This is a genomic window from Zhongshania borealis (assembly GCF_039539625.1).
Taxonomy (GTDB): Bacteria; Pseudomonadota; Gammaproteobacteria; order Pseudomonadales; family Spongiibacteraceae; genus Spongiibacter; species Spongiibacter borealis.
The window spans coordinates 47,949-73,703 of sequence record NZ_BAABDM010000008.1; the positions used below are offsets into that span (position 1 = coordinate 47,949).

Sequence of the window (25,755 nt, forward strand, 5' to 3'; positions counted from 1 at the left end):
GTTCAAATACGTAATGGCTGACTTCAAACGCAGTGATGTAGAAATAGATGAAGACCGCGCTGCTTGGCGCGGTTTTTTTCAAGTGCGGGAGTATCGCCTGCGTCATCGCTTGTATAAAGGCGGTTGGGGTCGCTGGTTGAGTCGTGAACTATTTGTGCGCGGGCCCGCGGTTGGCGTATTGCCCTATGACCCGGTGCTAGATTGTATTCTGCAAGTTGAGCAATTCCGCGTCGGTGCAATGAATCGGTCGGCTAGCCCTTGGATCGCCGAACTGGTCGCGGGAATTATTGATAAGCCGGATGAAAGCCCGGAGGATGTCGCCCGTCGTGAAGCGCTGGAAGAAGCGGGAATAGACATTCAGGAGATGGAAGCCATCGCCGAATATTACTCCTCGCCGGGTGGCAGTGATGAGTATTTTTATTTGTATTGCGGTCGTGCCAATTTAGCAACCGCGGGCGGCTTTTTCGGTTTAGCCGAAGAGGGTGAAGATATTTGCGCCAAGGTGATGAGCTTTACTGACGCAATGGCAATGCTGGATGCCGGGCAGGTCAGTAGCGCGCACAATTTAATCGCTTTGCAGTGGCTGCGTTTGAATCGCGACGCGCTTCGGCAGCGGTGGTTGGCATGAGCGACGCCGGTGCGGTAAAAGGGCCGGCGAAGCAGCGCGGCTTATTGCGTTCTAGCTTGTTGGTGAGCGTAATGACCTTGTTGTCTAGGGTCTTGGGTTTAATCCGCGATGTGGTGATTGCCAACTTTTTAGGGGCGAGCAGTAACGCTGACTGCTTTTTTGTCGCCTTCAAAATTCCTAATTTCTTACGGCGCCTATTTGCTGAGGGCGCATTTTCTCAAGCCTTTGTGCCGGTGTTGTCTGAGTATCGCGAGAACGGTAATACGGCGGCGATTAAGCTATTAGTTGACCGTGTAGCGGGTGCACTCGGTGGCGTATTGCTCTTGGTGACATCCTTGGCGGTGATCGCCTCGCCCTTGGTGGCAACCCTATTTGCGCCGGGCTTTCGGGATGATCCAGCAAAGTTTCAGCTCACCTCCGATATGATTCGCATCACCTTTCCCTATTTGTTTTTGATCTCCATGACCGGCTTTGCCGGCGGCATACTCAATACCTTTGGTCGCTATGCTGTGCCCGCGTTTACGCCGGTATTGCTTAATGTTTGTATGATTGTTGCGGCCGTTTACATGTCGCAATATTTCGCCGAGCCAGCCATGGCTTTAGCGTGGGGCGTATTAATGGCCGGCGCAGTGCAGATGGTTTTCCAAATGCCTTTTTTACAGCGTATCCAAATGCTGCCGCGGCCGCGCTGGGCTTGGGAAGATCCCGGTGTGCAAAAAATCATTACGCTGATGATTCCGGCCTTGTTTGGCGTGTCTATCAGTCAGATTAATTTATTGCTCGACACCATCCTTGCCTCATTTTTGCCCACGGGCAGCATTTCTTGGCTGTATTACTCGGACCGGCTGGTGGAGTTGCCCCTGGGCGTTTTTGCGATTGCCATCGCCACCGTGGTCTTGCCTAATTTATCGAGACTGCGTGCCGGTGGTAATGAACTCGCCTTTGGCGCGACCTTGGACTGGGGTTTACGCAGTGTGCTGTTAATGGCAATTCCGGCAACAGCGGCGTTGCTGCTATTGGCGGAACCGATCCTGGTCACCCTGTTTCAATACGGCGAAATGAAACTTAGCGACGTGACGATGTCGGCACTCAGTTTGCGCGCTTACACCTTAGGTTTAATTCCCTTTATGTTGATAAAGGTATTGGCGCCGGGTTTTTACGCGCGTCAAGACACCAAAACACCGGTGCGTATTGGTATTATCGCCATGGTCGCAAATATGGTGATGAATCTTGCGCTGGTCATTCCGCTTCACCACTACTGGCAGATTGGCCACGCCGGCTTGGCCTTGGCAACCGCAGCGTCGGCCTGGCTTAATGCCGGCTTGCTGTATCGCGGCCTTGGTCACAAGGCAGGTTTTAAAGCCCTACCGGGCTGGGGTCGGTATTGTATGCAACTAGGCTTGGCTGTGGCTGCAATGTCTGTGTGTCTTTGGTATGGCTTGCAGTGGTTCGATGGCTGGCAGCAGTGGGGGGCTATGCAACGCGCGATGCATCTAATGGCCTTATGCGTGGCTGGCAGCGCCGTCTATATTGCAGTAATGCTTGCCTGTGGCTTGCGGCTTAAGGATTTGCGTGGTTCAGTACCCCGCGCCTAAGTTCCTGCGGGGGCGTGATTAGCACAACACTGGCGTTTAGTCCGGCTCCGTCCTGAGCTATAATCACCCGCTTTGTAAATTAGAATGACGGTAGGCATGGAGTTAATCCGCGGATTTAAACATTTTCGCCCCGAACATCGCGGCTGCGTGGCTACGATAGGCGCGTTTGATGGTGTCCATTTGGGGCATCAGGCCGTGCTGCGCCAGCTCATTGCCAAGGGTAAGGAAATGGGCTTGCCCTCTACTGTCGTTCTGTTTGAACCGCTGCCCCGTGAGTTTTTTTCGCCAAACGATGCGCCAGCGCGCTTGATGAGCTTTCACGAGAAGTTTCATGCACTGCGCGATCTTGGTATAGACCGTGTACTGCGAATTCGATTCACCCCCGGATTTCGGGATATGACGGCCATGGCCTTTATTCACAAATTGTTTGTGGAAGGCCTTGGCGTGAAATACATCGTGGTGGGTGATGATTTGCGCTTTGGCCGCAATCGCAGCGGTGATTTTGATTTGCTGCGCAAAGTGGGTAAGCGCGATGGCTTTGATGTGGTCGACACTGCCACATTGCAATTTTCCGGCGAGCGAGTGAGTAGCACGCGTATTCGCGAAGTTTTGGCTGAGGCTGATTTTGCGCTCGCCGAGCGCTTGTTGGGTCGTCCTTACAGTATTTCTGGACGGGTAATTGTCGGCCAACAATTAGGACGCACTATTGGTACGCCAACGGCGAACGTGGAATTACACCGCTTGCGTGCACCGCTTTCAGGGGTATTTGCCGTAGAAGTATACGGCGCCGCCGACGGCATGTGCCCCGGTGTTGCCAATGTTGGTGTTAGGCCAACTATTGGTGATCTATCAAAAGCGATTTTAGAAGTGCACTTGCTGAACTTTAATCAGAATATTTACGGCCGCAAAATTCGCGTGGTATTTCGCAAAAAATTGCGGGATGAAGTGAAGTTTGACGGACTAGACGCCCTGCAGGCGCAAATTGCGCTAGATGTTGAACAGGCGCGAACCTTTTTTGATCTTTAAACCTTTGGAATGTGTAAAAAACCACTATGAGTGAATACAAACACACCTTGAACCTGCCCGCGACCAGCTTTGCCATGAAGGCAAATTTGGCCCAACGTGAACCCGGTATGCTGAAGCGCTGGCAGGAAGAGGACGTTTATCAGCAAATTCGCGACGCCCGTGCAGGGCGGCAAAAGTTTGTACTTCACGATGGCCCTCCCTATGCCAACGGTGATATTCATATTGGTCATGCGGTCAATAAAATCCTTAAAGACATTATCGTTAAATCGAAAACCCTCAGTGGTTTTGATGCGCCCTATGTGCCCGGTTGGGATTGCCACGGTCTGCCCATTGAACTCAATGTTGAGAAAAAAGTCGGCAAAGCGGGCCACAAAGTTGACGCCGCTACGTTCCGCGAAAAGTGCCGTGAATACGCCTACAAACAGGTGAACGGCCAGCGCGAAGATTTTAAGCGGCTCGGCGTGTTTGGTGATTGGGATAATCCCTACTTAACAATGGATTTTGGCTTTGAGGCCAATATTATTCGCGCCCTTGGCAAAATCGTCGACAACGGTCACTTGCACAAAGGCTTCAAACCCGTGCACTGGTGCATGGATTGCGGTTCGGCCCTGGCCGAAGCAGAGGTCGAATACAAAGATAAAACCTCGCCCGCGATTGACGTTGCCTTTGCAGCGGTAGATCGCGCTGCGATGCTTGCGGCGGGTGGCTTGCCTGTTGATACGGAAGGTGAGTTGAATCTGGTGATCTGGACAACGACGCCATGGACAATTCCTGCCAATATGGCGGTGAGCCTGCACCCAGAGTTGGATTATGTGTGGGTTTCATACACGCGTAGTGATGGCGAGGCTATCGTGGTCTTGCTGGCTGAGGCCCTGCACGAAGCCACTATGGCGCGCTACGGCGTTGAAGACTTTAGCGTGCTTGGTCGCTGTAAAGGCGCTGCACTGGAAAATTTATTACTGCAACACCCTTTGTATAGCCGCCAAGTACCGGTGGTTCTGGGTGAACACGTTACAACCGACGCCGGTACTGGTGCAGTTCACACCGCGCCAGCGCATGGTCAAGATGACTTTGTGGTGGGCAAAGCCTACGGCCTAGAGGTCTATAACCCAGTTGCAGCCAACGGCACTTACTTGCCGGACACCGAACTCTTCGCTGGTCAGCATGTGTTCAAAGCGAACGACACGGTGATTGCGGCCTTAAGCGAGCGTGGTCGTTTGTTATTGCACAAGCCCTTGGAGCACAGCTACCCGCATTGCTGGCGCCATAAAAGCCCGATTATCTTCCGTGCTACGCCGCAGTGGTTTGTCAGCATGAGCCAAAACGGTCTGCTCGATACCGCGATGAAGGAAGTTGACGCGGTAAATTGGATGCCCGGTTGGGGTCGCGCGCGCATTGAGTCCATGATGCAGGAGCGTCCAGACTGGTGCGTGTCGCGTCAGCGTACTTGGGGCGCACCGATTGCTTTATTAGTTCACAAAGACACGGCTGAATTGCACCCCAATACGCCTGCGCTGATAGAAGAAATTGCTAAGCGCGTTGAGCAAGCGGGTATTCAAGCGTGGTTTGACCTTGAACCAAGCGAGCTGCTGGGTGACGACGCCAGCGACTACGTTAAAGTGAGCGATACCTTAGATGTGTGGTTCGACTCTGGTGTTACTCATTACGCGGTCTTAGCGCAGCGCGATAATTTGCAATTTCCTGCCGACCTTTACTTGGAAGGTTCTGATCAGCATCGTGGCTGGTTCCAGTCATCCATGCTTACATCGGTGGCCACCAATGGCTGTGCGCCCTATAAAAGCGTATTAACCCACGGTTTTGCGGTGGACGCACAGGGCCGCAAAATGTCAAAGTCGGTCGGCAATGTGGTCGCGCCGCAAAAAGTGATGAACACCTTGGGTGCCGATATTTTACGTCTGTGGGTGGCGGCGACAGATTACCGCAATGAAATGACGGTTTCCGACGAGATTTTTAAACGCACTGCTGATTCCTATCGTCGCATTCGTAACACGGCACGCTTCCTGTTGGCCAATATGGCTGGTTTTGAACCCCAGGAACACGCCGTTGCGCCTAGCGATATGCTCGCCATGGACCGCTGGATTATGCATCGGGCGGCAGAATTGCAAGACGAAATCGTCGCCGCTTACGAGGCCTACCAATTCCACTTGATCTACCAGAAGTTACATAATTTCTGCGTGCTGGAATTGGGCGGTTTTTATCTGGATATTATTAAAGACAGGCAGTACACCACCAAGCCGAATAGCTTGCCGCGGCGGTCAGCGCAAACGGCTATGTACCACATTGCCGAAGCACTCACCCGTTGGATTGCGCCGATACTGAGTTTTACTGCGGACGAGCTGTGGGAGCACTTGCCCGGCGAACACAATGGCAGCGTATTTGCCGCTGAGTGGTATCAGGGTTTGATTCGCATGGATGCTGACGCGGACATGGACGACAACTTCTGGGAGACGGTGCAAGCCGTTAAGTCAGCGGTTAATAAAGTGCTGGAAGGGGCCAAAAAAGAAGGTTTGGTCGGCGGCAGTTTGGCCACTGAAGTGACCTTGTTTTGCGACGAACCACTGATGAATACCTTGATTAAGCTGGGTGACGAGCTGCGCTTTGTACTGATTAGTTCCGCTGCGCGATTGGCTCCTTTGTCGGCGGCCAATGAAGCAATGAGCACTGATGTTGAAGGTTTGCAGGTGCGTGTCGCCGCAAGCGAAGGCGAAAAGTGCAGCCGCTGTTGGCATCACCGCGAAGAGGTGGGACAGTCTTTGGATCATCCCGAATTGTGTTTCCGCTGTATTGATAACGTCGACGGTGACGGCGAAGTGCGCTTCTATGCTTGAGTCTGGGGTAAGTTCCGAACAGGCAGCCGAGCGCCGCAGCCGCGTATTTTGGCTGCTGGTGGTCATCGCGGTTGTTGCCATAGACCAGATCACAAAATATTTTGCTGACAGCATGCTGAGCTACGCTCAGCCGCATACCGTGCTGCCAGTATTGGATATTACGCTGCACTATAACCGGGGCGCTGCGTTTAGCTTTTTGAGTGACGCCGGTGGTTGGCAGCGTTGGTTTTTTACCGTTATTGCCCTTGGCGTGAGTATTTATATCGGAATTTGGCTGCAAGGCCTGAAACGCGAGCAGTGGCTATTGTCCTTTGCCTTGGCTTTAGTGTTGGGTGGCGCACTGGGTAATTTGTGGGACCGTGTATGGCTTGGGCATGTTATCGATTTTATCTCGGTACATTGGGACCACCATTATTTCCCCACCTTTAATATTGCTGACGCTGCGATTAGTGTGGGTGCCGTTTTACTGCTCTTGGATATGTTTTTAAATCCTGAGCCTGAAAAATCATCCTGAGCGATGACTGGAAGTATTTGAACAATGACTGATATGAAAATTGCGCCCGGTACTGAAATTACCCTGCACTTTGCCCTAAGTATTGTTGGTGGCGACGATGTAGATTCTACCTTTGGGGCAAAGCCGGCAACGTTTAATTACGGTGACGGCAGCTTGCTGCCGGGTGTAGAAGCAAAATTGCTTGGTTTGTGTGCGGGCGCCAGTGAAACCTTTACGCTAGCTCCAGAAGATGCTTTTGGTCAACGCAATCCGGCGAATATTCAGCGCTTTCCCCGCAGCCAGTTTGCGGCAGATATGGCACTGGAAAAGGGGCTGGTTATTTCCTTTGCCGACGCAGCGCGAGCAGAATTACCTGGCGTGGTGAGCGAAGTAAGTGATGAATCGGTGATGGTTGACTTTAATCATCCGTTGGCCGGCTTGAACTTGACGTTCCGAGTTGAAATTCTGAAAGTAAGCGCGCAGTCTGCGGTAAAGTCATAGATTGATTGAACAGAAAGGTGGTGCAGTGGCGGGTTCAGAGATAAAAATGCCGATAATGATGGCCAATCCGCGGGGCTTTTGTGCCGGTGTTGATCGGGCGATCGAGATCGTGAACCGCGCTCTAGACGTGTTCGGTGCGCCTATCTATGTTCGTCATGAGGTGGTTCACAATAAATTTGTGGTCGAAAATCTTCGTCAACGCGGCGCGGTATTTGTCGATGAACTGGTCGAAGTGCCCGACGACAAAATCGTTATTTTCAGTGCGCACGGCGTGTCGCAGGCTGTTCGTAAAGAGGCTGAAACCCGTGGTCTAAAGGTGTTTGACGCAACCTGTCCACTGGTAACCAAAGTGCATATGGAAGTGGTTAGTTTTAGTGGGGCTGGCCGTGAGTGTGTGCTGATCGGTCATAAGGGCCACCCAGAAGTTGAAGGAACCATGGGCCAATACAGCGGCGCTCAGGGTGGCGACATTTACTTGGTTGAGGATGTTGAACAGGCCTTGCAGCTGGAAGTTAAGAATCCCGACAGACTTTCCTTTGTAACGCAGACCACCTTGTCTATGGACGATACCGCCGCAGTAATTGACGCGCTGCGCAGCAAGTTCCCAAATATTGAGGGGCCGCGCAAAGATGATATTTGCTACGCCACCCAGAATCGCCAAGACGCCGTAAAAACCTTGGCGCAACAAGTGGATGTGGTTTTGGTGGTTGGCTCCCCAAACAGTTCCAATTCCAACCGGCTTCGCGAACTCGCCGAGCGGATTGGTTGCAAAGCCTATTTAATTGATAGCGAGACGGATATTCGCAGCGAGTGGTTGGCGGGTAATCCGCGCATCGGCATTACTGCGGGTGCTTCGGCGCCAGAAGTGCTGGTTCATGCCGTGGTGCAACGGTTGTGTGACCTCGGCGCGCAAGCCCCAGTAGAGCTTGCTGGGCGTCCAGAAAACATTACCTTTTCATTGCCAAAAGAGCTGCGCTTGGTTGATGTCTCCTAGGGTTTTACTAAATTACCTATGGGCAGCTGCTCGTTGTTGATTTCTGCAGGCGTAGCCGCCCAACACTACTGATAATTAATTGATATCGATCGCTTACGCCAGACTTGCATAGGGTGATGGTACCGGCTTGAAAAGCGCCGTTCGCCTTAGCGGCGCGGCCGTTTGGAATATAAGAAACATAGTTGGCTACTGGACTGTTACCACTAATAGACATATTTTCGTGGTCTGCTGCGGCATAGAGCCGGGTCTCGGCACTTTCGCGCTGGCCATTTTCGTTGCTGTCGAGAAACACCTCAACACCGCTTCGCCAATCACCATCCTGATTCCAAACGCTAATTCTATTTTGCTGGGAAATGGCCGTGGCGCGGGCAGTTATGAGTAGATGGTATAGGCTATACGCTGCTGCGCGGAGCTGCTGTTTTTGAATAAGGCTGTTTAGCGCCGGGACGGCGACAAGGCCCAAAACAGCGCTAATTGCGAGCACACTAATGAGCTCAATCAGGGTGACCCCTCGGTTTTCCATTATGGACTCCTTTCCATAGTGGCTTAAACTGCACAATAGTGGCGTTTAAGTGTATTAAGAACTACATTTCTTAGAGATATGCGGGTTACTCCGCATATTTAACTGGAATGATCAGATGTACAGTAATCTACGTATTGAATAGCTAATGTCAAGTTGCTTGCAAGGAAGAAAAATGCAGTTCGCAGTGGGTAAAGAGCAGGGTTACACCCTGATAGAGTTATTGGTCACAATGTCAGTGGTCGCTATATTGGCGACTGTCGCGGTGCCCAATTTCGTCAGCTTTATCGATAATTCCCGTGAGCGTGCAGATGTACAACAGCTTTTGAAAAACTTGGTGGCGGCGCGATCTGAGGCTGTTGTTCGGGCCCGTTCAGTGCATTTAACCGCAGTCGACGGCGATTGGGCTAAGGGTTGGCGAGTTTGGGCCGATACTAATACTAATGGCAGCTATGATAGTGGGGAAGAATTCAAAGTCGCTACTGCGATTAAAACTAGCGCACTTATTACTGCGCAAATCGACGGTTCAGCTGTGACGGAAGTGAGTTTTGACAGCCAGGGTTTCGCGGCGTCGGGACAATCAGTGACCTTTAGCTATCGTAGTCAGCCTGAGAAATGCGGACATGACCGAGATTTAACGATAACCCCAAGTGGCCAAACGAGTATTGCCGATAGGGTGTGCCCATGAATTTAAATCGCCAACGCGGAACAAGTTTAATCGAAGTATTGATTGCAGTTTTAGTGACTGCAACAGGTGTAATGGGTGCCGCAGCCTTGCAGTTAAACGCTGTAAAGTTTAATCAAGTGGCGAATTTCCGCTCCCACGCGGTGTTTTTAGCCAACGATATTACCGATCGCATGAGAGCAAATCGCGCAAACGCCACAGCGGGCAACTATGATATCGCGGTGGATGCGGACGCGCCCAGCGGCGATGGAATTGTTGATGTTGACCGCCGGGAGTGGTTGCAAGAGTTAGCGCAACGCCTGCCCGGTGGTGATGGGGCGATCAGTCGCAATGGTAATGAAATTACCGTGACGGTGCAGTGGGATGAAGGTCGCCTGGCTAAGTCGCGACTGGCCGGTGGCGGCAATATTGAAAGTTTTGTATTTGTGACGGTATTTTAATGGCTGCGATACGTAAGGATAGGCAGGCGGGTTTTGGCTTGGTTGAGCTGATGATCGCGATCACCTTGGGAATCTTGCTAAGTACTGCGGTGATACAGGTGTTTTTGGCGACCAATAGCAGCTCAAAAATTCAAGACTCCATGGCGGTTATTCAAGAAAATGCGCGTTTTGCTATGCGGTTTTTGTCCAGAGAAATTCGTATGGCGGGATATATGGGCTGCAGCTCAGTTGGGGCCGCGGAGTTTAATAATATCGCCGAGCCTGCCTCTGAGGTTGACTTTAGCCCAGCCACTGCGCTGGTTGGTGTGGATAATGTAGTGAGCGGTAACGCGCTCAATGCGGTTGTAGGTACTGATACTGTTCGTTTAAAAAGGGCGTCCGACGAATTTCTAACGATAACTGGCAATTACGCGCCAGATAACGCGAATATTCAAGTTGAAGATAACGATATTGGTTTTGTTAAAGGTGATTATGTAATGGTTAGCGATTGCGCCAGCGCTGATGTTTTTCGAATCACGAATAATCCAAAAGAAGCGGGTAAGGGCAAGGCAACGTTTACCCATGCCAACGGAAGTAATTCGGATAACCGCTTAAGTAAAATTTATACCGGGGAGGCCGAGGTTTTTGGTTTTGAAACAATCGACTTTTTTATTCGTGATACCGGCCGAAAGAGTTCCGGTGGCAATCCGGTAAATGCCTTGTTTATCCAGCAGCGCGGTGTCGGCACTGGTGGGGTAACACCGGCGCCCGTTGAATTAGTGGAAGGCGTCGAAAATATGCAGTTAAGCTACGGAGTCGATAATAACGGTGATCTTGCTGTTGACGCTTATCAGACTGCTGCGGCTGTCGCAGATTGGTCTACAGTATTGAGCGTGCGTATACAGCTCACGCTATATGGCTTGGAAGACAATGTGGTAGGGCAGGATGGTAGTGTGAATGCGCAGCAGTTAGTGGATCGTGATGGCGTTGCCGTGGCCAATAACGATGGCCGTTTGCGTCAGGTTTTTACTAACGTATTTGCAATCAGGAATAAAATGCAATGAGGTCTATGGCACTGCCAAGCTATAAGCGAATCCACCGTCAGCGCGGTGCGGCGCTGATTGTGAGTTTGGTGTTTTTGCTGATTTTGACCATTATTAGTGTGGCATCAATGCAAACTGCAACGCTGCAAGAACGTATGGCCGGTAATATGAAGGAAGATACCATCGCCTTTCAGGCCGCTGAAGCGGCATTGCGAACCGGTGAGAATTTTATAGCTAACGGTATTTTACCAAGTTTTAACGGGACTAATGGCTTGTTTGAGTCGTGTCCTGACCCCGACGATGATCGGGCTGCGTGCTTGAACCCAGACTGGCGTGATTACGCCTCTGAGGGCTGGGTGGTGACGGCGGTTAATGTTGCTGGTGTGGCAAAACAGCCAGAATACATTGTTCAAGAATTGAATGGTGTAGAAAATAAGAAGGTAGTTTTGGATTCGGATCGCCCGGTGAGTAAAGCGGGGTTTTTCCGCATTATCGCCCGTGGTTATGGTGCCAGCGATCGCAGTATGGTGGTGTTGACAACCACTTTTAAACGTTTGAATTGATTAAGGCTGCAGTGGGCCGGAGAGTATTATGAAATCATCAACTAAACAGCGCATATGGGTGAAATTGACCCTACGTAAATTGATGGTATTTAGCAGTCTGCTGGCTTTAGCTCTGCCGGCGGCGGCGCTTGATAGTTGTATTATACAGTCGACTACCAGCGGCAATGTCGGCAATAACAGCAAGAATAAGTCTTATACGTTTAACGACCTTGAAAAAGTAAATAAGGTTGTTAGTTATGACTTGAAAAAATTGTGGTATAGCTGTCCGGTGAATGCTTTTAGCTACAGCGGGAACCGTCTTACGATTATAAACAGTAATAAAGATCTTTATACCTGTATCGGGAAATTTACCGTTGAGGGCGTTAAAAAAGACTGTACACCTGAGGTTGTGGAAACAGGCATTGCGCAATCGCCCTTATTCTTAACTCAGTCTATTGCGCCCAATATTCTTTATATTTTGGATGACTCTGGTTCCATGCATTTTGAGTTGATGCCTGGAGAGATAATTTTTGGCAGTAGCCGTTATATTTTTCCGCGTGCAGACGGTGTTTACGGCGGCAGCGATTACTCAAATTATGTGCCAACTGTCGACTCTAATGATCCTTATAATGCGCGGTCTCGCTCACCTCAAATAAACACAATTTATTACGATCCATCTACTACCTACGAGCCTTGGGTGGATGCCGATGGCGGCAGTTATCCGCAGGCTAATCCGAGTTGCGCCTTGCATAACCCTGAAACCACAACAGCATCATTTAATGCTAAGTATTGCCGTAATCTCACCGTTAGTAATAGTAATTACAATAGCAACCGCTGGTTGAGCTGTGAAAGTGATGGCGACTGTAGTAGTACAACAAGTAATAAAAGTTATTGGCCAGCGACGTATTTTTGGTATGTCAGCGGCGATCCGTGGAAATCGACTAGCTACGAGAAAAAGGAGATTAAGTCTGGCCAAACCTTTACTGGTCATGGTCGTGAAAATCGCAGTGATTGCGATACCGCATTGTTGCTCAGTCAGTGTACATACAATGAAGAGATGCAAAATTTTGCTAACTGGTATACCTATTATCGCTCGCGAGTTTTGATGGCTCGAGGAGGCTCAGGGTTTGCGTTTGCCGAACAGGGCGAGGGTTTGCGTGTCGGTTTTGGCAGTATTAATCAAGACAGTTCCAATATTGATGGCGTTAACAGCTCAGTGATCGTTAATGGCGTGCGAAAATTTGAAGGTGATGATCGCGAAGCATTTTTCCAATCATTATACGGCCGCACTATTCCGAGTTCGGGAACACCATTGCGGCTCGCAATTGATGCGGCCGGGAAATATTTTTCACGCACAGATAATAAGGGGCCGTGGGGAAATACACCTGGCACTGATGATAAAACTGATCAATTGGCCTGTCGTCGAAATTATACGGTCTTGATGACGGATGGCTATTGGTCGGGTGGCGACGTGAGTGGCGACCCCGGAAAGAATAATGACGGCAGCAATGGGCCCACGCATACCAGCCCAACTGGCCAGTCGTGGACTTACAAAGCTGTGAGTCCATACAAAGATGACCGTGACGATACTCTGGCCGACGTTGCCATGTATTACTGGAAAAATGACCTGCGCAGCGATATGTTGAATTTGGTGCCGGTGAGTAAAACAAGCCCTGCATTTTGGCAACATATGGTCACCTATGGTGTGGGCTTAGGCGTAACGGGAACGATAGACCCAGATGAAGCCTTCGCTGCTCAGACAACTGGTGCCAATATCACATGGCCAAACCCAGAAAGTTCTGACCTCTATAAAATTGATGATCTACTCCACGCAGGGGTAAATACCCGTGGCGGATTCTTTAGTGCGGCCGAGCCTAACGACTTTGCTAACGAGTTGTCAGCAGTGTTGCAGGCGATTACGAATGAAAGTAAATCGTCGGCATCTGCTATCGCGTCGAACTCAACCCGTTTGGATTCAGGTACGCTCGTTTACCAAGCAAGTTTCAATAGTTTAGAGTGGTCTGGTCGGATACTCGCTTATAATCTGAACTCTGATGGCAGCTTAGATGATGTTGCCTGGGATACTAATACCGCCAGTTTTTCAGACATTAGCGCGCGGAAGATCTTTGTCGGGGTAGGTGCGCCTGGTACGCTCGTTAAAACTGCCTTAGACTTTACTGCGGCAAACTTCCTGCTACTTTCAGCGACCCAGCAAACAGCACTGATAGCTAACGGGAGCGTGACTGATGGGATCAACCGCCTAAACTGGCTGCGGGGTGATAAAAGTCAAGAAGGTCTAACTTTGCGCGCGCGCTCAGTACCCCTCGGCGATATCGTTAACTCTGATCCCGCATTTGTCGATAATATTTCGGATTATGGTTTTAGCGTCTTGTCTGGCACCGAAGGCAGTAGTTACGCTAAGTTTCTGACGGATAAAAAATCGCGAAATTCAATGCTTTATGTTGGCGCGAATGACGGCATGTTGCATGGCTTCAATGCTGCTACTGGGAAAGAGGTGTTTGCCTATATGCCCGTGGCATCTATTCCGAAATTAGCGCAAATCGCAGGTCAAGACTATACCCACACATATACAGTGGACGGTTCGCCACGGGCGAGTGACGTTTATCTCAATGGTGCTTGGAAAACTGTAGTCGTTGGCTCTATGGGCGCGGGTGGGAATTCAGTATTTGCTTTGGATGTGACCAATCCGGCAACGATGTCTAAATCCAATTTCCTTTGGGAGTTTGCAACCTCGGCACTCGATGTTAATAAGCTGGGTGTGGCCATGAGCGAGCCGGTTGTAGTGCGTCTTGCCGCGAGTAATAAATGGGTGGCTATTTTCGGTAATGGCTATGACTCTGGCGATAATGTGAAACTGTTTGTGGTTGACCTCGCCACAGGTGTGTTGCTGAAAGCAATAGATACCGGTTTGAGTGGTGTCGGTAATGGTTTGTCGACACCGGTGCCTGTTGATGTAGATAGTGATCGAATTACCGATTATGTCTATGCCGGCGACCTGCAGGGTAATCTCTGGAAGTTTGATTTAACGGGCAATGCGGTTGCTACTTGGGATGTTGCATTTAAAGAGGGTGCAACTCCCAAACCGCTCTTTGTGGCGACAGATGATGCCGGTGTCGTTCAGCCGATTACTGCACGCCCAACAGTCGGTTCACATGCTGACAGTGGTTACATGATTTATTTTGGCACCGGTAAATATTTTGAATTATCCGATGCAACGATTACTACAAGCCCGCAAATCCAAAACTTTTATGGTATTCGCGATGTTGGCGTCCGAGTGACTGACCGGTCGAAATTAGTCGCGCAAACTGTTGTATACGAAGCGGTCGGCGATTTGATTGACAGTGGTGGCAGCACGAGTTTCCGCGCGCGATTGGTCAGTAATAATAGCCCGGACTCTGCCCCTGAGTATGGTTGGCAGCTGAAATTGGCGCCACCCTCCGGCGCAGCAACAGGGGAGCGGGCGGTATCTAAACCAATATTGAGTAGCGGTAGGATTATTTTTACTACTATCATTCCTAATAGTGACGTTTGCGGCTACGGTGGCAGCAGCTGGTTAATGGAGTTGGATGCACAAAATGGTGGACGGCTTAGCTCACCAAGCCTTGATGCCAACGATGACGGCAAAGTCGACGATCTGGATCAAATATTATTTGATGGCAAGTATTATCCCATTAGTGGCCGAGGCAGTGACGAAATGATCAAAACGCCAGGTATCATCGGTGCAGGTGACTTGGAGTATAAGTATACTTCGGGCAGTAGCGGCACAATCGGCGTAGTCACGGAATCCTCCGGTGAGAGTGATCTTGTCGGGCGGCAGTCATGGAGACAGTTTCAGTGAGGAGTAGATGCGTGCAAAGAGATTTGGGTTTTAGCCTAATAGAATTAATGGTAACGGTGGCGATTATTGGGATTCTTGCCTCGATCGCCTACCCCAGTTACCAAGAGCAAATTGCCAAGTCTCGGCGTAATGAAGCGAGCAACGCCTTGTTTAGCAGTGCACAGGCCCTGGAGCGCTTCTATTCTGCCAATGGTCGTTATACCACGGTCTCTGGTGGTACAACCCTGCCTGCGGTTATTGTTACTAAGGTGCCAGACAATGGCACTCCGTATTACACGATTGCGGCCACTGCGGCGGCAAATAATACCTTTACCCTAAAGGCGACCCGCAGCGGCCCGATGGCAGGGGATGCCTGTGGGAACTTTACTTTAGATGAAACTGGGCAGCTGGCGCTGCTTGATAAGCCCTCCGGTTCAAGTAAAACCGTTGCTGATTGCTGGCGGCGATAAAGGAAATTGAAGGCAGTCGGCGTCTAACGATACAGATTAGTTGGTGTGCCGGCCGCTTGTCACTGAAAATCGACCAATTGTCGGAATCTAACTGACATTGTTTGTTCCCCCGATTAGCCTGTAAATGTCAAAATTTACAGGATGCTAGCAGCTAATGAACGACGTCCGTCGCCAACGCGGTTTTACGCTGATTGAGCTCATGATCACAATAGCGATTATTGCGATCATTTCCACAATTGCACTTCCTTCCTACCGTGATTATGTGATGCGCGCTAATCGTACAGCGACGGCTAGCTATTTACTGGAAGTTGCCGGTTTGCAAGAACGGCGCTTTTTAGATACCCGGGCCTATGCCGCTGATATGACCGCACTAGGCGCTACCCCGCCAAATGAAATTGCCAGTAATTACACTATTGCGACTGCTGGTGATAACACCACTACACCGCCAAGCTACAGCGTTACTGCCACACCGATATCAACTGGGCCGCAAAGTTCTGATAGTTGTGGCACGCTTACGTTGAACAGCAAAGGCGAGAAAGGCCACGCCAGCGGAGCAAGTCGATGCTGGAATTAATGTTTAGGCCAAATACCTCACGAGGCTTTACCTTGCTCGAGCTTATGGTCACTTTGGCCATAGCGGCCATTTTGGCTTCTATAGCGGCACCTTCCTTTAATGGTCTGATTGAAAATCAACGTGTGCGCAGTGTCAGTAATGACCTGATGTCGTCGATTAATTTAGCGCGAAGTGAAGCCGTGACGCGTAATGCGACGATAGCGGTTACGCAGGCGAGTGGCGGCTGGACGAATGGCTGGACAATACGTGCTGGAGGGACCGATTTGCGTGTCGAAGACCCAGTAGGCGGCGTTGCAATTTCGGCAGCACTAAGCAGCTTTAGCTACAACAGCAGTGGTCGAGCGACTGCTGCAGTGAGTTTTACCGTGGCGCCGGCGTCTGGTAACGCAGACAGAACCCGTTGCGTTGCTATTTCCCTTAATGGTAAGCCGTCAAGTAAAAAGGGGGCGTGCTAATGAAAGGGCCTTCTGTAAAAAATAATGGATTTACCTTAATCGAAGTCCTGGTGGCCTTGGTCGTGCTTTTGGTCGGCATGATGGGCGCGGCGGGTTTAATGGTAAGAACGGTCCAGCAAGAAGTGGAGGCTTACCAGCGTTTACAGGCGTTAAATTTACTGCAAGACATCACGGATCGTATTAATGGCAACCGTAATGTTGTGAGCTGCTATTCCAATGGCTCGACGGGAATGACGTTAGGCTACGGTGTGGACAGTATCACTGCCTGTAGTTCAGGTACCGCTGAAGAAAATTCGCGAACGAATGCAGATCTAGCGGATTGGAATGCCAATTTACAAGGTACTGCAGAGCAAAATAGCGATACTGAAAACGTGGGCGCAATGATTGGCGCTCGCGGCTGCATTGTGCAGATGAGTGCAGTAGACCAAATTTATCGCGTTACCGTTGCATGGCAAGGCTTAAGCGAAACTGTGGCGCCAACAGAGGACAATACCTGTGGTAAAGATGACTATGGTAGCGAGAAATTGCGCCGCACGGTAAGCGCGGTAGTCCGTATTGGTGACCTATCATGATGCCATTCACCCCGCGGTTTTCGCGCAGCAAAGGCCTGTCTTTAGTCGAAATACTCATATCGCTGAGTCTAGGCGCCTTTATGCTACTGGGCATTATCAGTCTGATTGCGTCGGTGAGCAGTACGCGCCAAGCACTGACGAAAACATCGGAGCAAATTGAGAACGGCCGATATGCCTTGCAGTTATTTGCCGAGGACGTAGCGATGGCTGGCTTTTACGGTCGCTTTCATCCAGGAGTTGGTGTGGCAACACCAACGCTGCCAGATCCATGTGCTACGGGTAGCGTGCTATCTGAACTGGGCTTTAATAATTCGGCAGTTAGTCCGCAGTTGCCGGTAGCGGTGGCGGGATACGCGAGCGGAACAGCTTTGCCAAGCTGTATTTCGGATGAATCTGCGGTTGTCGGTTCCGAGGCCCTTGTTGTTCATCGTGTTGCACCGACACCGATTTTGGCCAGTACGCTTTCTGCGGGCAACACCGTACCGTACTTTCAAGTTTCCGATTGCAGCACCGTTACTACCGCCTTTGTCTTTGATAAAGATCCAAGCAATTTAACTCTGACCGAAAAAGACTGCCTCACTGAAGCTGAAGTATGGCCCTACCAAGTGCGCAGTTATTTTATTACCAACTGCGAAGATTGCAGCGACGGCGGAGATAGTAAACCCAGCTTAAAAGTACGTGAATACATGGGGGGGAGCACAAGCACTCATGCCCTAGTCAGCGGCGTCGAAGATATGCATTTTTCCTATGGAATTGATCTAAATGTTGACGGCGGACCGGATTGCTATGTTGATGACCCTAGTGTTGATGTTGCCCCGAGTACTTGCACAACAGCTGGCTGGTCGACGGTTGATGCAGAAAACTGGGCAGATGTAGTCTCTGTGCGGGTGTATTTACTGGTACGTGGCTCCGAAGTCGCTGGCGATATTCATAATGGCAAAACCTTTGATATGGGTCGCGCCAGTCGCGTGGGGCCATTCACTGATGGTTTTAAGCGGCAAGTTTATTCAAGTGTTATAACCATACCTAATGTCGCCGGGGCGAGAGAGTGATGAAAGCGAGCGGACAGTTTGTGGGCAGGCAACAGCGCGGCGTCGTATTAATTGTCGTATTGATTATGCTTGGTGTATTCAGTGTAATCGTAGTGAGCATGATTGGTGGCAGCAATATTAATTTCAAGATCGCCGGCAATCAACAGTACCGAATGGAAGCGAAAATGGCGGCCCGTAATGGTGTGGAGTCTTATATAAGTAATCCCGCAAATTTCGCACTGCCGTTGCCAACAAGTGATGCCTTCGTGAATAGCGATTTTAATGGTGACGGAGTCGCTGACATGATCGCGGTGGTTGCCCCGCCAGACTGTTTGCGAGCGGTGCCTATTCTACAATCCGCTTTAGACGTTGCGGACCCGCATGATGCGCAATGTCTTGGTAGTGCTCAGCAAAATAACTCAGGTCTGTTTCACGCTTCTGGGGCCTCCAGCGCCGGCAATTCTTGGTGTAGCAAAATGACATGGGACGTGGGCGCTCGGGTTAGTGATGCTAAGACTGGCGTCGATGTAGCGATGCACCAAGGCGTGTATTTGCGCGCGATTATTGGAACCACCTGTTTATGAAACATATTACTACGACCAGTCAATATTGGGGTGAAGCGAGTATGAAACGTATCTGTAAATACGGTGCATGTATGCTGGCAGTGTTATCCGCGAGTGTTTTATCGTCACATTCAATCGCTGAAGATATCGATTTGTTCTCCGGTCTTAATCCGGCCAGTGGCAATCCACCTACCGTGTTGCTTGGGTGGCACAGTTCGGCGAACTCCAATGCCAATGTTGTTCATGGTTGTACCTACTCTGATGGCAGTGGTGAGCCTGCGCTAGGCGATACTGTTGGTGGTATGGAGCAGTGCGCAATTGTTAATACCATGTTGTCGTTAAAGCAGCCTGCTAATGCGGGGCTTTTAGGCGCGATAAAAATTGGTGTAATGGTTTTTAATCAGAACAGCTTTAGTAGCTTTAATAATGGTACGAGCCTCGGCAATGGCGATAATCGCTGTGGTTATTTAATGGTGCCGCCGACCTTGCTCGACAGTGACGGGATCGACTCGTTTATCGCCCTGTTAAAGCAGTTTTCAAAATCAGAGTTGGCGAACCAATCGCGTTTAGGTGATTTGATCGCGGAAAGCTGGGCGATGTTAAACGGCCTGTCGACTTCATGCTCAGGGGTGAATTACAGTACATTGGCCAGTGTAGCAACAGAATGTCGTGATGCAGTCTTGGTTTATTTGGGCAACGCTACCAAGGAAAACGCTAATGTCGCAGACGGTACGGGTAACCCTGATGTACTGCTGAAAAATGAATTGACCTCGACATTTGGTTACAGCACTAGTTCTGAAAAATATAAGTTCTTTAGCACCCCGCGTTCAGTGACCTTGCTGAATAATTCCGGCGCTTCAAATAATAAATATTGGGGGGATGAATGGACCCGGTTTATGAATTTGGTGGATGTCGATAATAGCGCCCAGAGTGATCGCAATGTAACAACTTACTCGATTGCTGTGTATGACCCAGAACTAGAGTCCAAATTGGCGGGTGAAATTAATTTTCTGTCTGATTTAGCGACTGAGGGTGGCGGCAAAGCGTTTAAAGTAGAAAAATCTCAGTCAGCGGCGTTGTCTGAAATTCTGTTGCAGATATTTAACGAAGTGCAGGACGTTAACAGCGTGTTCTCGTCTGCCACCCTACCTGTTAGCGCGAATACCCAGGGTACTTATTTGAACCAAGTATTCATCGCGATGTTTAGACCCGATAGTTTAGCTGGGCCTCGCTGGAACGGTAACGTTAAACAATATCAATTAGGTTTTGATTCGGGTGGTAATACCGTTTTAACCGATGCAACTCAGGATGTATCCGCTGCGGTGACCTCGGTAACGAATCCCGTGACCGGCGCTATTGCGAGCTCTGCTACTAGTTTTTGGACGAATAATGCGCCAGAAAATAGTGATGGAACTGCAGTGACGAATTGGCCATCTGATGGTTTTTGGCGCAATAGCCCAGAAGGCGATGCGTTTTTTTACGACGCACCTGATGGCGATTTAGTTGAGAAAGGCGGCGCAGGTCAAATGTTGCGTATCAATAATCTTACTAGCAGCGCTAGCCGCAAGGTATTAACGTGTAATACGGCGGGTGGCTGTCCAACGGCGACAACGCTGCCAGTTTTTGCTACGTCGAATAGCACCCTTGTTGGCAATCTTGGCGGAATTTTGAGTGCCCCCCAAGCTGGTGGTAGTGCGACCATTGTTGTCGGTAGATCCGATACCGGTGAAGCTATTTCAACTTCGTGTTCTGGAAATGGTAATAGCCGAACTTGCGTTGTTACTCATGATGGCAGTGGTGGAACTAATCTTGATGCTACCACTGATAAAGTCGTAATTCTTGGGGCATGGAATGATACTTTAGCGACAAATAAGCAAACCTGCACCTATGCTACGCCTTGCGAAATTTCGAATGTCAGTAATACAAGCTTCAGCGTTATCAGCAAAGATATCCCTAATAACGGTAGTTATACTGACGCGACTATTGTCGAAATTAGTAAAGCGGCAACTATCACTCAGAGTAATCATGGTTTATCTCAAGGTAATCAGATCAAATTAGAAAACTGTACGGTCGGAAATACAAGCGACACAGTGAATGCCGAACTCTTGGAGGGCACTATTTTAGGCAGCGTTACTACTGTTATAGATAGCAATTCTTATGTGACTACTTTAGGGGACTACGCATTAGCGGGGTCAGGGGCGTCTGTTTCATGCGGTAGCAGTGTAGAAACCTTAACAGCTGAGAATTTAGTGAATTGGATGCGCGGCGATGACATCGTCGGTAATGAGACAAAACGCGGGCCCTGCCCCCCAGAATCTAGAGATTCCAGTACCTGTCCTATCTCAGTGCGTGGTTCTATCCATGGTGATGTTCTGCACTCACGACCAGCCGTTATAAACTACGGCGGATCTACCGGTGTTGTTGTTTACTACGGTTCTAATGACGGCCATTTCCGCGCTATAAACGGCAATCAGGACGACTATATTGGAACAGTTCGGCCTGGTGGCGAGCTGTGGAGTTTTGTCGCGCCTGAGTTTTTTGACAAGTTAAGTCGACAGTATAAAAACGATCCCGTGGTAAAATATCCAACGGTAGTCGATAGCAGTGCCGCGCCGCGCGATTACTTTTTCGATGGTACAACAACGGTACTTCAAGACGGCCGCACAGGGACAACAACTGCAGGTAAGTCATATATTTACATGTCGGCGCGTCGCGGTGGCAGGTTGGTTTATGCAATGGATGTCACAGACCCGGCTGCTCCCAAATTCCTTTGGCGACTAAGTAACGCTGATGTGCCGGAGTTAGGGCAGACTTGGTCGCAGCCTCGGGTAGCGCAAATTAAAAGTCATACCAATCCAGTGCTGATTTTTGGCGCGGGCTATGACCCCGCCGAGGACACTGAGCCCGCGCCAAGTACTAATAGCATGGGCCGCGGTATATTGATTGTAGATGCGGTCACCGGCGGCGTATTGTGGGCGGCATTGCCTAGTTGTGCCGGGGTGACTTTGGCTACCGGCGGAACCTGTGTAATTACATCCGCGCTTACTAAGTCAATTCCTGCCGATATTACGCTATTAGATCGCGATATCGACGGCTATATTGACCGGCTTTATGCCGCTGACGTTGGTGGTAATGTGTGGCGGGTTGATCTCGAGGCGAATAGTCCCGCAACGCCGACCTTCGCAGATTTCCAGATGACCAAATTGGCAGCGCTCGGCGGTAGCGGTAATGACGCGCGCAAATTTTTGTTTGGTCCAGATGTGGTGCCAACCAATAATTTTGATGCGGTTGTACTGAGTTCGGGTGATCGCGAGCATCCGCTTTATACTGACCAAACCACCGCCGGATTGGCCTATAACGTTAATAATCGCTTTTACCTAATTATGGACCCTAATAAGGGCAAATCTGTCGCTAGTGGTACCGCGGTAATTACCGACTCAGATCTTGTGAACCAGACCGACGTTCAATGTATAGACGGTTCCGGTAACTTAGTGGCTTGCACTGATGCCGACGCCCAAGAGTTACGTTTTGACGGTGTTGCAAACGGCAGCTTTGATGGTTATTACATTAATTTACGCGATGGCGAAAAAGGCGTTAACGCGCCCCTGGCTGTTGCAGGTAAAGTCTATTTTGGTACCAACCAGCCTGATGTGCCCTCAAATGGGAGCTGTACTGCAAACCTAGGAAATGCCGGTGCGTATATTATTGATTTATTTGCGGGCAGCTTTCATCGTCAAACCTTTGCGGGCGGTGGCCTACCACCTTCGCCTATTGCGGGTTTGGTGACGATCGACGGTAAAACAGTGCCGTTTATTATAGGTGGTGCGGGGCCTTCACCCTTTGACCCCAGTGACCCAGAGCTGGACTTGTCTGGTGGGCGCAAGAGAACATATTTTTACTACCAGTAATATAAATGAAAAACGGCGACTTATAAGTCGCCATTTTTCATTCTAAGTTATATTTTTTCAGCTTGTAACGGAACTGCCTAAAGGTCAGTCCCAAGTTTTTAGCCGACTCGGTTTTGTTCCAGCGATTTGCCTCTAAGGCGTCGGCGATAATTTCTTTTTCAATACCGGCTATATACTCTTCCAACTGCCCGCTGGCGGCGAGAAAGTGGCTACCACTATCCGATGTTTTATTTTGGATGTTAGCTTGTTGGATGGGACTCGGCAGCGACAAATCGCTGGCGGTTATTGTACCTTTTTCACAAAGAGTCGCCGCGCGCTCAATGATGTTTTCAAGCTCGCGGACATTGCCTGGGAAACCGTAATTGCAGAGGCTATTTAAGGCTGATTTGTCGAGGGTCGGCGGGTTTACGCCCCAATCGCGGCCAATGCGTTCAAGCATGAATTTCGCTAGTAGAGGAATGTCGCTAGCGCGATCACGAAGGCTGGGCACTTGAACCTCTATCACGTTGATCCGATAAAATAAGTCGCTACGGAAATGCTCTGCAGCCACTGCCTTGCTTAAATCGCGATGGGTCGCGCTGAGAATGCGCACGTCGACGGGGATTTCTTGGTTGGAACCAATCCGGCGTACGGCCTTTTCTTGAATCGCGCGCAGTAATTTAACCTGCATATTGAGGGGGAGGTCGGCGACTTCGTCGAGAAAGAGGGTGCCGCCATTGGCCGCCTCAAATAGACCTTCTTTGTGGTCGTAGGCGCCAGTGAAGCTGCCTTTACTGTGGCCAAAAAATTCACTTTCAACTAATTCGCTCGGAATTGCGCCGCAGTTTACCGGTACAAACGGCGCGTCGCTACGCGGGCCATTGGCGTGAATTAGCCTTGCTACTACTTCTTTGCCACTACCAGACTCGCCACTGATGTATACCGGGGCTTGGCTTCGCGACAGCTTTAATATCTGTTCGCGAAGATTGACGATGCTTTGAGTTTCGCCAAGTAAGCGGGTATTGCTGCTACCGTCAAATTGATTTTCGCGACGATCTAATTTCAGGGCCGTTTTTACGAGGCTGCGCAATTGCTCAACTGAGACGGGCTTGTTGATAAAGTCAAAGGCACCGGCTTTTAAGGCTTCTACGGCCAGTTCGGTACTGCCATAGGCCGTTAATACTGCCACGGCGGTGCACATTGCGTTCTGCTGAATATGGCGAACAATTTCTAAGCCAGAGCCGTCGGGAAGTTTAATGTCGGTTAGGCAGAGGCTAATGTTCTCTGTTTTGCTGAGTGCCTGAAGTGCATCGCGAACATTACCAACGGCGATTGTGTGCAAACCCATACGACTAATAGTGATATCAAGTAGTTCACGAATATCGGGTTCATCGTCAATGATTAGTACGGTTTGCTGCATATTTGTTGGCTCTTTCAAATCGCTATCTCGATAGATTTTAGTACTTACTCGGGTAATGTGCCGCGATCGGGGTGGGAGAATTGTAAGCGAAAACAGCTTTCTTGGTGCGCAGTGCGGTGATAATAAATATGTATTTGGTTCGCGAGACAGAGTTCACGGCATAAATAGAGGCCTAAGCCATTGCCCTGAGCTTGGGTGGTGAAAAAGGGTTCAAATATTTTATCAATATCCTCGGAGGCGATGCCGTCGCCATTGTCGATAATATCCAAAATAACGGCGCCTGATCGCGCAAGGGTGCTACAGCGAAAATGGAGTTCAGCAGTGCCTTGCGCAGCAGCGCCATGACGAACGGCATTTTCGGCAATATTCGAGATGATTTGGTTTAGCTGGCTGCGGTCGACTTTAATCGTGTCAGTCTCATCGAGTTTTTCTATGTTTATTGTGTATTCATGGCGCTCAGTTGGCCGCCAGTCGCTTGCAAATGCATCTAACCAGTCGCCGAGTGAAAACCGTTCCGGTTGTGAGGTTCGGCCGCGGGACAGCTCAAGTATGTTTTTAATGATCGCATTCATCCGCAACGCGTGATTTTGGATGATTTCGGTAAACCGGCTGTCGCTGGCGTCAAGGTTGGGGCTTTCGCCAAGGAGCTGAGCGGCGTGGCTTATGGCGCTGAGAGGGTTGCGGATCTCGTGTGCGATGCTGGCAGTAAAGCGGCCTAATGACGCTAGTTTCAAGTTTTGGGCTCGCTGCGCTATTTTACTGATATTTTCAATATAGAGAAGGCAGTCGCTGTGATCCTGCGCTTCTAGGTTGGTCATATTGACGTGAACGTCGAGGTGCTGGGGGCCAACGGCAATAATCCGTGAATGATTGACGCCTTCCTTTGCCATTTCAATGAGCACGGCTGGCGCGTATTGATCCTGATCAGCCTCGGCAGTTGGAATGTCGAGGAGCTCCTGTGCGGCGTCATTGATGAGTTTGATGTGGCCGGTTCGGGACATCACGATGATGCCTGTTTGCATTCTTTCGACTATCCGCTGATTAATGGCTGAAAGTTTTTCGATGTCGGTGCGGCGTCGTTCTGCTAATTGCTGAGTTTTGACTATCCGAGCGCTGAGGTAGCGAATGGCAATGGCGGCGGAAAAATAGGCCGTGCCGGTAATCCCCGCCACTATAAACTGCTGGGCACTTACCTGTTCATAGAGTGTGTGTGCGGCAACCTCGCTAATGGCTGAAATGGTCGCGAGCGCGGCAATTGCTAGGCTAAGTTGACTCGGCAGGGTGATGCTCGCGGCGCTGATCGAGACAATGAGGAGCAACGGTAAACCGGAGTCGGCGCTGCCAGAGCAATAGCTCATAAACATGATCGCGCCAATGTCGATAAAGAATTCAAAGAACAGCTGGGTTGGGGAGTAACTTCCTTTTGTGAAATAGTGGCGCAACATTAGGCCAAGTGCAAAAACAGCGTAGCCGGAGACCACAAAGCCAAAAATTTGTGGGGCGCTGGCACCGAGCGTCGACTTGGCAGGACCAAACATTAAGGCAATGAATAGGGCTGTTGCTAAAACAAAGCGGTATGCGCTGTGTACGCGCATAATCGCGCGCTGCTGGATATGATCGTGGGCGATGGCCATAATATACCTTTGCTGA

The 25,755-nt window shown here is 50.0% G+C and carries 22 protein-coding genes; 19 read left to right on the top strand and 3 right to left on the bottom strand.

Going from position 1 to position 25,755, the window contains the following annotated elements:
• Nucleotides 1–13 precede the first annotated feature (13 nt).
• The 7 genes from ABD836_RS16095 (at nt 14) to ispH (ending at nt 8,086) form a co-directional block, all read left to right on the top strand.
• The gene (locus ABD836_RS16095) at nt 14–628 is read left to right on the top strand and encodes an NUDIX domain-containing protein (RefSeq protein WP_344937942.1); all 615 of its coding nucleotides are present in this window, start codon (nt 14–16) and stop codon (nt 626–628) included.
• Nucleotides 625–2,223: a murein biosynthesis integral membrane protein MurJ gene (gene murJ / locus ABD836_RS16100; RefSeq protein ID WP_344937944.1), complete on the top strand. Its 1,599-nt coding sequence runs from the start codon at nt 625–627 to the stop codon at nt 2,221–2,223. Before ABD836_RS16095 ends, murJ begins: the two co-directional genes overlap by 4 nt.
• Before the next feature lie 96 nt (nt 2,224–2,319).
• A complete protein-coding gene (ribF, locus tag ABD836_RS16105; RefSeq protein ID WP_344938061.1) occupies nt 2,320–3,249 on the top strand; it encodes a bifunctional riboflavin kinase/FAD synthetase in 930 nt (309 codons plus the stop codon).
• A 26-nt stretch (nt 3,250–3,275) separates the two neighbouring features.
• Nucleotides 3,276–6,098 carry an isoleucine--tRNA ligase gene (ileS, locus tag ABD836_RS16110; protein ID WP_344937946.1) on the top strand — a complete coding sequence of 941 codons (2,823 nt, stop codon included), beginning with the start codon at nt 3,276–3,278 and terminating at the stop codon, nt 6,096–6,098.
• Nucleotides 6,091–6,612: a signal peptidase II gene (gene lspA / locus ABD836_RS16115; protein WP_344937948.1), complete on the top strand. Its 522-nt coding sequence runs from the start codon at nt 6,091–6,093 to the stop codon at nt 6,610–6,612. Before ileS ends, lspA begins: the two co-directional genes overlap by 8 nt.
• 24 nt (nt 6,613–6,636) lie before the next feature.
• Entirely contained in the window at nt 6,637–7,092 is a 456-nt protein-coding gene (gene fkpB, locus ABD836_RS16120) for an FKBP-type peptidyl-prolyl cis-trans isomerase (protein WP_344937950.1), read from the top strand.
• Between the two features lie 46 nt (nt 7,093–7,138).
• The gene (gene ispH / locus ABD836_RS16125; RefSeq protein ID WP_344938063.1) at nt 7,139–8,086 is read left to right on the top strand and encodes a 4-hydroxy-3-methylbut-2-enyl diphosphate reductase; all 948 of its coding nucleotides are present in this window, start codon (nt 7,139–7,141) and stop codon (nt 8,084–8,086) included.
• 16 nt (nt 8,087–8,102) lie between these two features.
• Here ispH and ABD836_RS16130 read toward each other — a convergent pair whose 3' ends face one another.
• A complete protein-coding gene (locus tag ABD836_RS16130; RefSeq protein WP_344937951.1) occupies nt 8,103–8,609 on the bottom strand; it encodes a GspH/FimT family pseudopilin in 507 nt (168 codons plus the stop codon).
• Between the two features lie 172 nt (nt 8,610–8,781).
• Here ABD836_RS16130 and ABD836_RS16135 point away from each other — a divergent pair, with 172 nt between their 5' ends.
• The 12 genes from ABD836_RS16135 to ABD836_RS16190 all read left to right on the top strand — a co-directional run bounded on the left by ABD836_RS16135 (nt 8,782) and on the right by ABD836_RS16190 (nt 22,706).
• On the top strand, nt 8,782–9,294 hold the full coding sequence (locus tag ABD836_RS16135) for a GspH/FimT family pseudopilin (protein ID WP_344937953.1): 513 nt from the start codon (nt 8,782–8,784) through the stop codon (nt 9,292–9,294).
• Nucleotides 9,291–9,731, top strand: a complete 441-nt coding sequence (pilV, locus tag ABD836_RS16140; RefSeq protein WP_344937954.1) for a type IV pilus modification protein PilV — start codon at nt 9,291–9,293, stop codon at nt 9,729–9,731. Before ABD836_RS16135 ends, pilV (ABD836_RS16140) begins: the two co-directional genes overlap by 4 nt.
• Nucleotides 9,731–10,774 (top strand): PilW family protein, encoded by a 1,044-nt coding sequence (locus ABD836_RS16145; protein ID WP_344937956.1) that lies wholly within the window; start codon nt 9,731–9,733, stop codon nt 10,772–10,774. Before pilV (ABD836_RS16140) ends, ABD836_RS16145 begins: the two co-directional genes overlap by 1 nt.
• Nucleotides 10,771–11,316 (top strand): pilus assembly PilX family protein, encoded by a 546-nt coding sequence (locus ABD836_RS16150; protein ID WP_344937957.1) that lies wholly within the window; start codon nt 10,771–10,773, stop codon nt 11,314–11,316. The genes ABD836_RS16145 and ABD836_RS16150 overlap by 4 nt, the downstream gene beginning before the upstream one ends.
• Nucleotides 11,317–11,344: 28 nt before the next feature.
• Nucleotides 11,345–15,154, top strand: a complete 3,810-nt coding sequence (locus tag ABD836_RS16155; RefSeq protein WP_344937959.1) for a pilus assembly protein — start codon at nt 11,345–11,347, stop codon at nt 15,152–15,154.
• 11 nt (nt 15,155–15,165) lie between these two features.
• The gene (locus ABD836_RS16160; protein WP_344937961.1) at nt 15,166–15,603 is read left to right on the top strand and encodes a type IV pilin protein; all 438 of its coding nucleotides are present in this window, start codon (nt 15,166–15,168) and stop codon (nt 15,601–15,603) included.
• Nucleotides 15,604–15,757: 154 nt separating this feature from the next.
• A complete protein-coding gene (locus ABD836_RS16165) occupies nt 15,758–16,177 on the top strand; it encodes a type IV pilin protein (protein ID WP_344937962.1) in 420 nt (139 codons plus the stop codon).
• Complete coding sequence (locus tag ABD836_RS16170) at nt 16,165–16,632, top strand: GspH/FimT family pseudopilin (RefSeq protein ID WP_344937964.1); 468 nt, start codon at nt 16,165–16,167, stop codon at nt 16,630–16,632. Before ABD836_RS16165 ends, ABD836_RS16170 begins: the two co-directional genes overlap by 13 nt.
• Nucleotides 16,632–17,204, top strand: a complete 573-nt coding sequence (gene pilV / locus ABD836_RS16175) for a type IV pilus modification protein PilV (protein WP_344937966.1) — start codon at nt 16,632–16,634, stop codon at nt 17,202–17,204. Before ABD836_RS16170 ends, pilV (ABD836_RS16175) begins: the two co-directional genes overlap by 1 nt.
• Entirely contained in the window at nt 17,201–18,256 is a 1,056-nt protein-coding gene (locus ABD836_RS16180) for a PilW family protein (RefSeq protein ID WP_344937968.1), read from the top strand. Before pilV (ABD836_RS16175) ends, ABD836_RS16180 begins: the two co-directional genes overlap by 4 nt.
• Nucleotides 18,256–18,819 carry a pilus assembly PilX family protein gene (locus tag ABD836_RS16185; RefSeq protein WP_344937970.1) on the top strand — a complete coding sequence of 188 codons (564 nt, stop codon included), beginning with the start codon at nt 18,256–18,258 and terminating at the stop codon, nt 18,817–18,819. The genes ABD836_RS16180 and ABD836_RS16185 overlap by 1 nt, the downstream gene beginning before the upstream one ends.
• The gene (locus tag ABD836_RS16190) at nt 18,816–22,706 is read left to right on the top strand and encodes a pilus assembly protein (RefSeq protein ID WP_344937972.1); all 3,891 of its coding nucleotides are present in this window, start codon (nt 18,816–18,818) and stop codon (nt 22,704–22,706) included. Before ABD836_RS16185 ends, ABD836_RS16190 begins: the two co-directional genes overlap by 4 nt.
• 37 nt (nt 22,707–22,743) lie before the next feature.
• Here ABD836_RS16190 and ABD836_RS16195 read toward each other — a convergent pair whose 3' ends face one another.
• The gene (locus ABD836_RS16195) at nt 22,744–24,105 is read right to left on the bottom strand and encodes a sigma-54-dependent transcriptional regulator (protein WP_344937974.1); all 1,362 of its coding nucleotides are present in this window, start codon (nt 24,103–24,105) and stop codon (nt 22,744–22,746) included.
• A gap of 44 nt (nt 24,106–24,149) precedes the next feature.
• Nucleotides 24,150–25,739, bottom strand: coding sequence for a sensor histidine kinase (locus ABD836_RS16200; RefSeq protein ID WP_344937976.1), 1,590 nt, complete (start codon nt 25,737–25,739; stop codon nt 24,150–24,152).
• Nucleotides 25,740–25,755: the final 16 nt, after the last annotated feature.

Excerpts from the sequence above, each read along its gene's own strand:
- ABD836_RS16095 (WP_344937942.1), top strand. The coding sequence starts at position 14 with ATGGCTGACTTCAAACGCAGTGATGTAGAAATAGATGAAGACCGCGCT.
- murJ (WP_344937944.1), top strand. The coding sequence starts at position 625 with ATGAGCGACGCCGGTGCGGTAAAAGGGCCGGCGAAGCAGCGCGGCTTA.
- ribF (WP_344938061.1), top strand. The coding sequence starts at position 2,320 with ATGGAGTTAATCCGCGGATTTAAACATTTTCGCCCCGAACATCGCGGC.
- ileS (WP_344937946.1), top strand. The coding sequence starts at position 3,276 with ATGAGTGAATACAAACACACCTTGAACCTGCCCGCGACCAGCTTTGCC.
- lspA (WP_344937948.1), top strand. The coding sequence starts at position 6,091 with ATGCTTGAGTCTGGGGTAAGTTCCGAACAGGCAGCCGAGCGCCGCAGC.
- fkpB (WP_344937950.1), top strand. The coding sequence starts at position 6,637 with ATGACTGATATGAAAATTGCGCCCGGTACTGAAATTACCCTGCACTTT.
- ispH (WP_344938063.1), top strand. The coding sequence starts at position 7,139 with ATGCCGATAATGATGGCCAATCCGCGGGGCTTTTGTGCCGGTGTTGAT.
- ABD836_RS16130 (WP_344937951.1), bottom strand. The coding sequence starts at position 8,609 with ATGGAAAACCGAGGGGTCACCCTGATTGAGCTCATTAGTGTGCTCGCA.
- ABD836_RS16135 (WP_344937953.1), top strand. The coding sequence starts at position 8,782 with ATGCAGTTCGCAGTGGGTAAAGAGCAGGGTTACACCCTGATAGAGTTA.
- pilV (WP_344937954.1), top strand. The coding sequence starts at position 9,291 with ATGAATTTAAATCGCCAACGCGGAACAAGTTTAATCGAAGTATTGATT.
- ABD836_RS16145 (WP_344937956.1), top strand. The coding sequence starts at position 9,731 with ATGGCTGCGATACGTAAGGATAGGCAGGCGGGTTTTGGCTTGGTTGAG.
- ABD836_RS16150 (WP_344937957.1), top strand. The coding sequence starts at position 10,771 with ATGAGGTCTATGGCACTGCCAAGCTATAAGCGAATCCACCGTCAGCGC.
- ABD836_RS16155 (WP_344937959.1), top strand. The coding sequence starts at position 11,345 with ATGAAATCATCAACTAAACAGCGCATATGGGTGAAATTGACCCTACGT.
- ABD836_RS16165 (WP_344937962.1), top strand. The coding sequence starts at position 15,758 with ATGAACGACGTCCGTCGCCAACGCGGTTTTACGCTGATTGAGCTCATG.
- ABD836_RS16170 (WP_344937964.1), top strand. The coding sequence starts at position 16,165 with ATGCTGGAATTAATGTTTAGGCCAAATACCTCACGAGGCTTTACCTTG.
- pilV (WP_344937966.1), top strand. The coding sequence starts at position 16,632 with ATGAAAGGGCCTTCTGTAAAAAATAATGGATTTACCTTAATCGAAGTC.
- ABD836_RS16180 (WP_344937968.1), top strand. The coding sequence starts at position 17,201 with ATGATGCCATTCACCCCGCGGTTTTCGCGCAGCAAAGGCCTGTCTTTA.
- ABD836_RS16185 (WP_344937970.1), top strand. The coding sequence starts at position 18,256 with ATGAAAGCGAGCGGACAGTTTGTGGGCAGGCAACAGCGCGGCGTCGTA.
- ABD836_RS16190 (WP_344937972.1), top strand. The coding sequence starts at position 18,816 with ATGAAACATATTACTACGACCAGTCAATATTGGGGTGAAGCGAGTATG.
- ABD836_RS16195 (WP_344937974.1), bottom strand. The coding sequence starts at position 24,105 with ATGCAGCAAACCGTACTAATCATTGACGATGAACCCGATATTCGTGAA.
- ABD836_RS16200 (WP_344937976.1), bottom strand. The coding sequence starts at position 25,739 with ATGGCCATCGCCCACGATCATATCCAGCAGCGCGCGATTATGCGCGTA.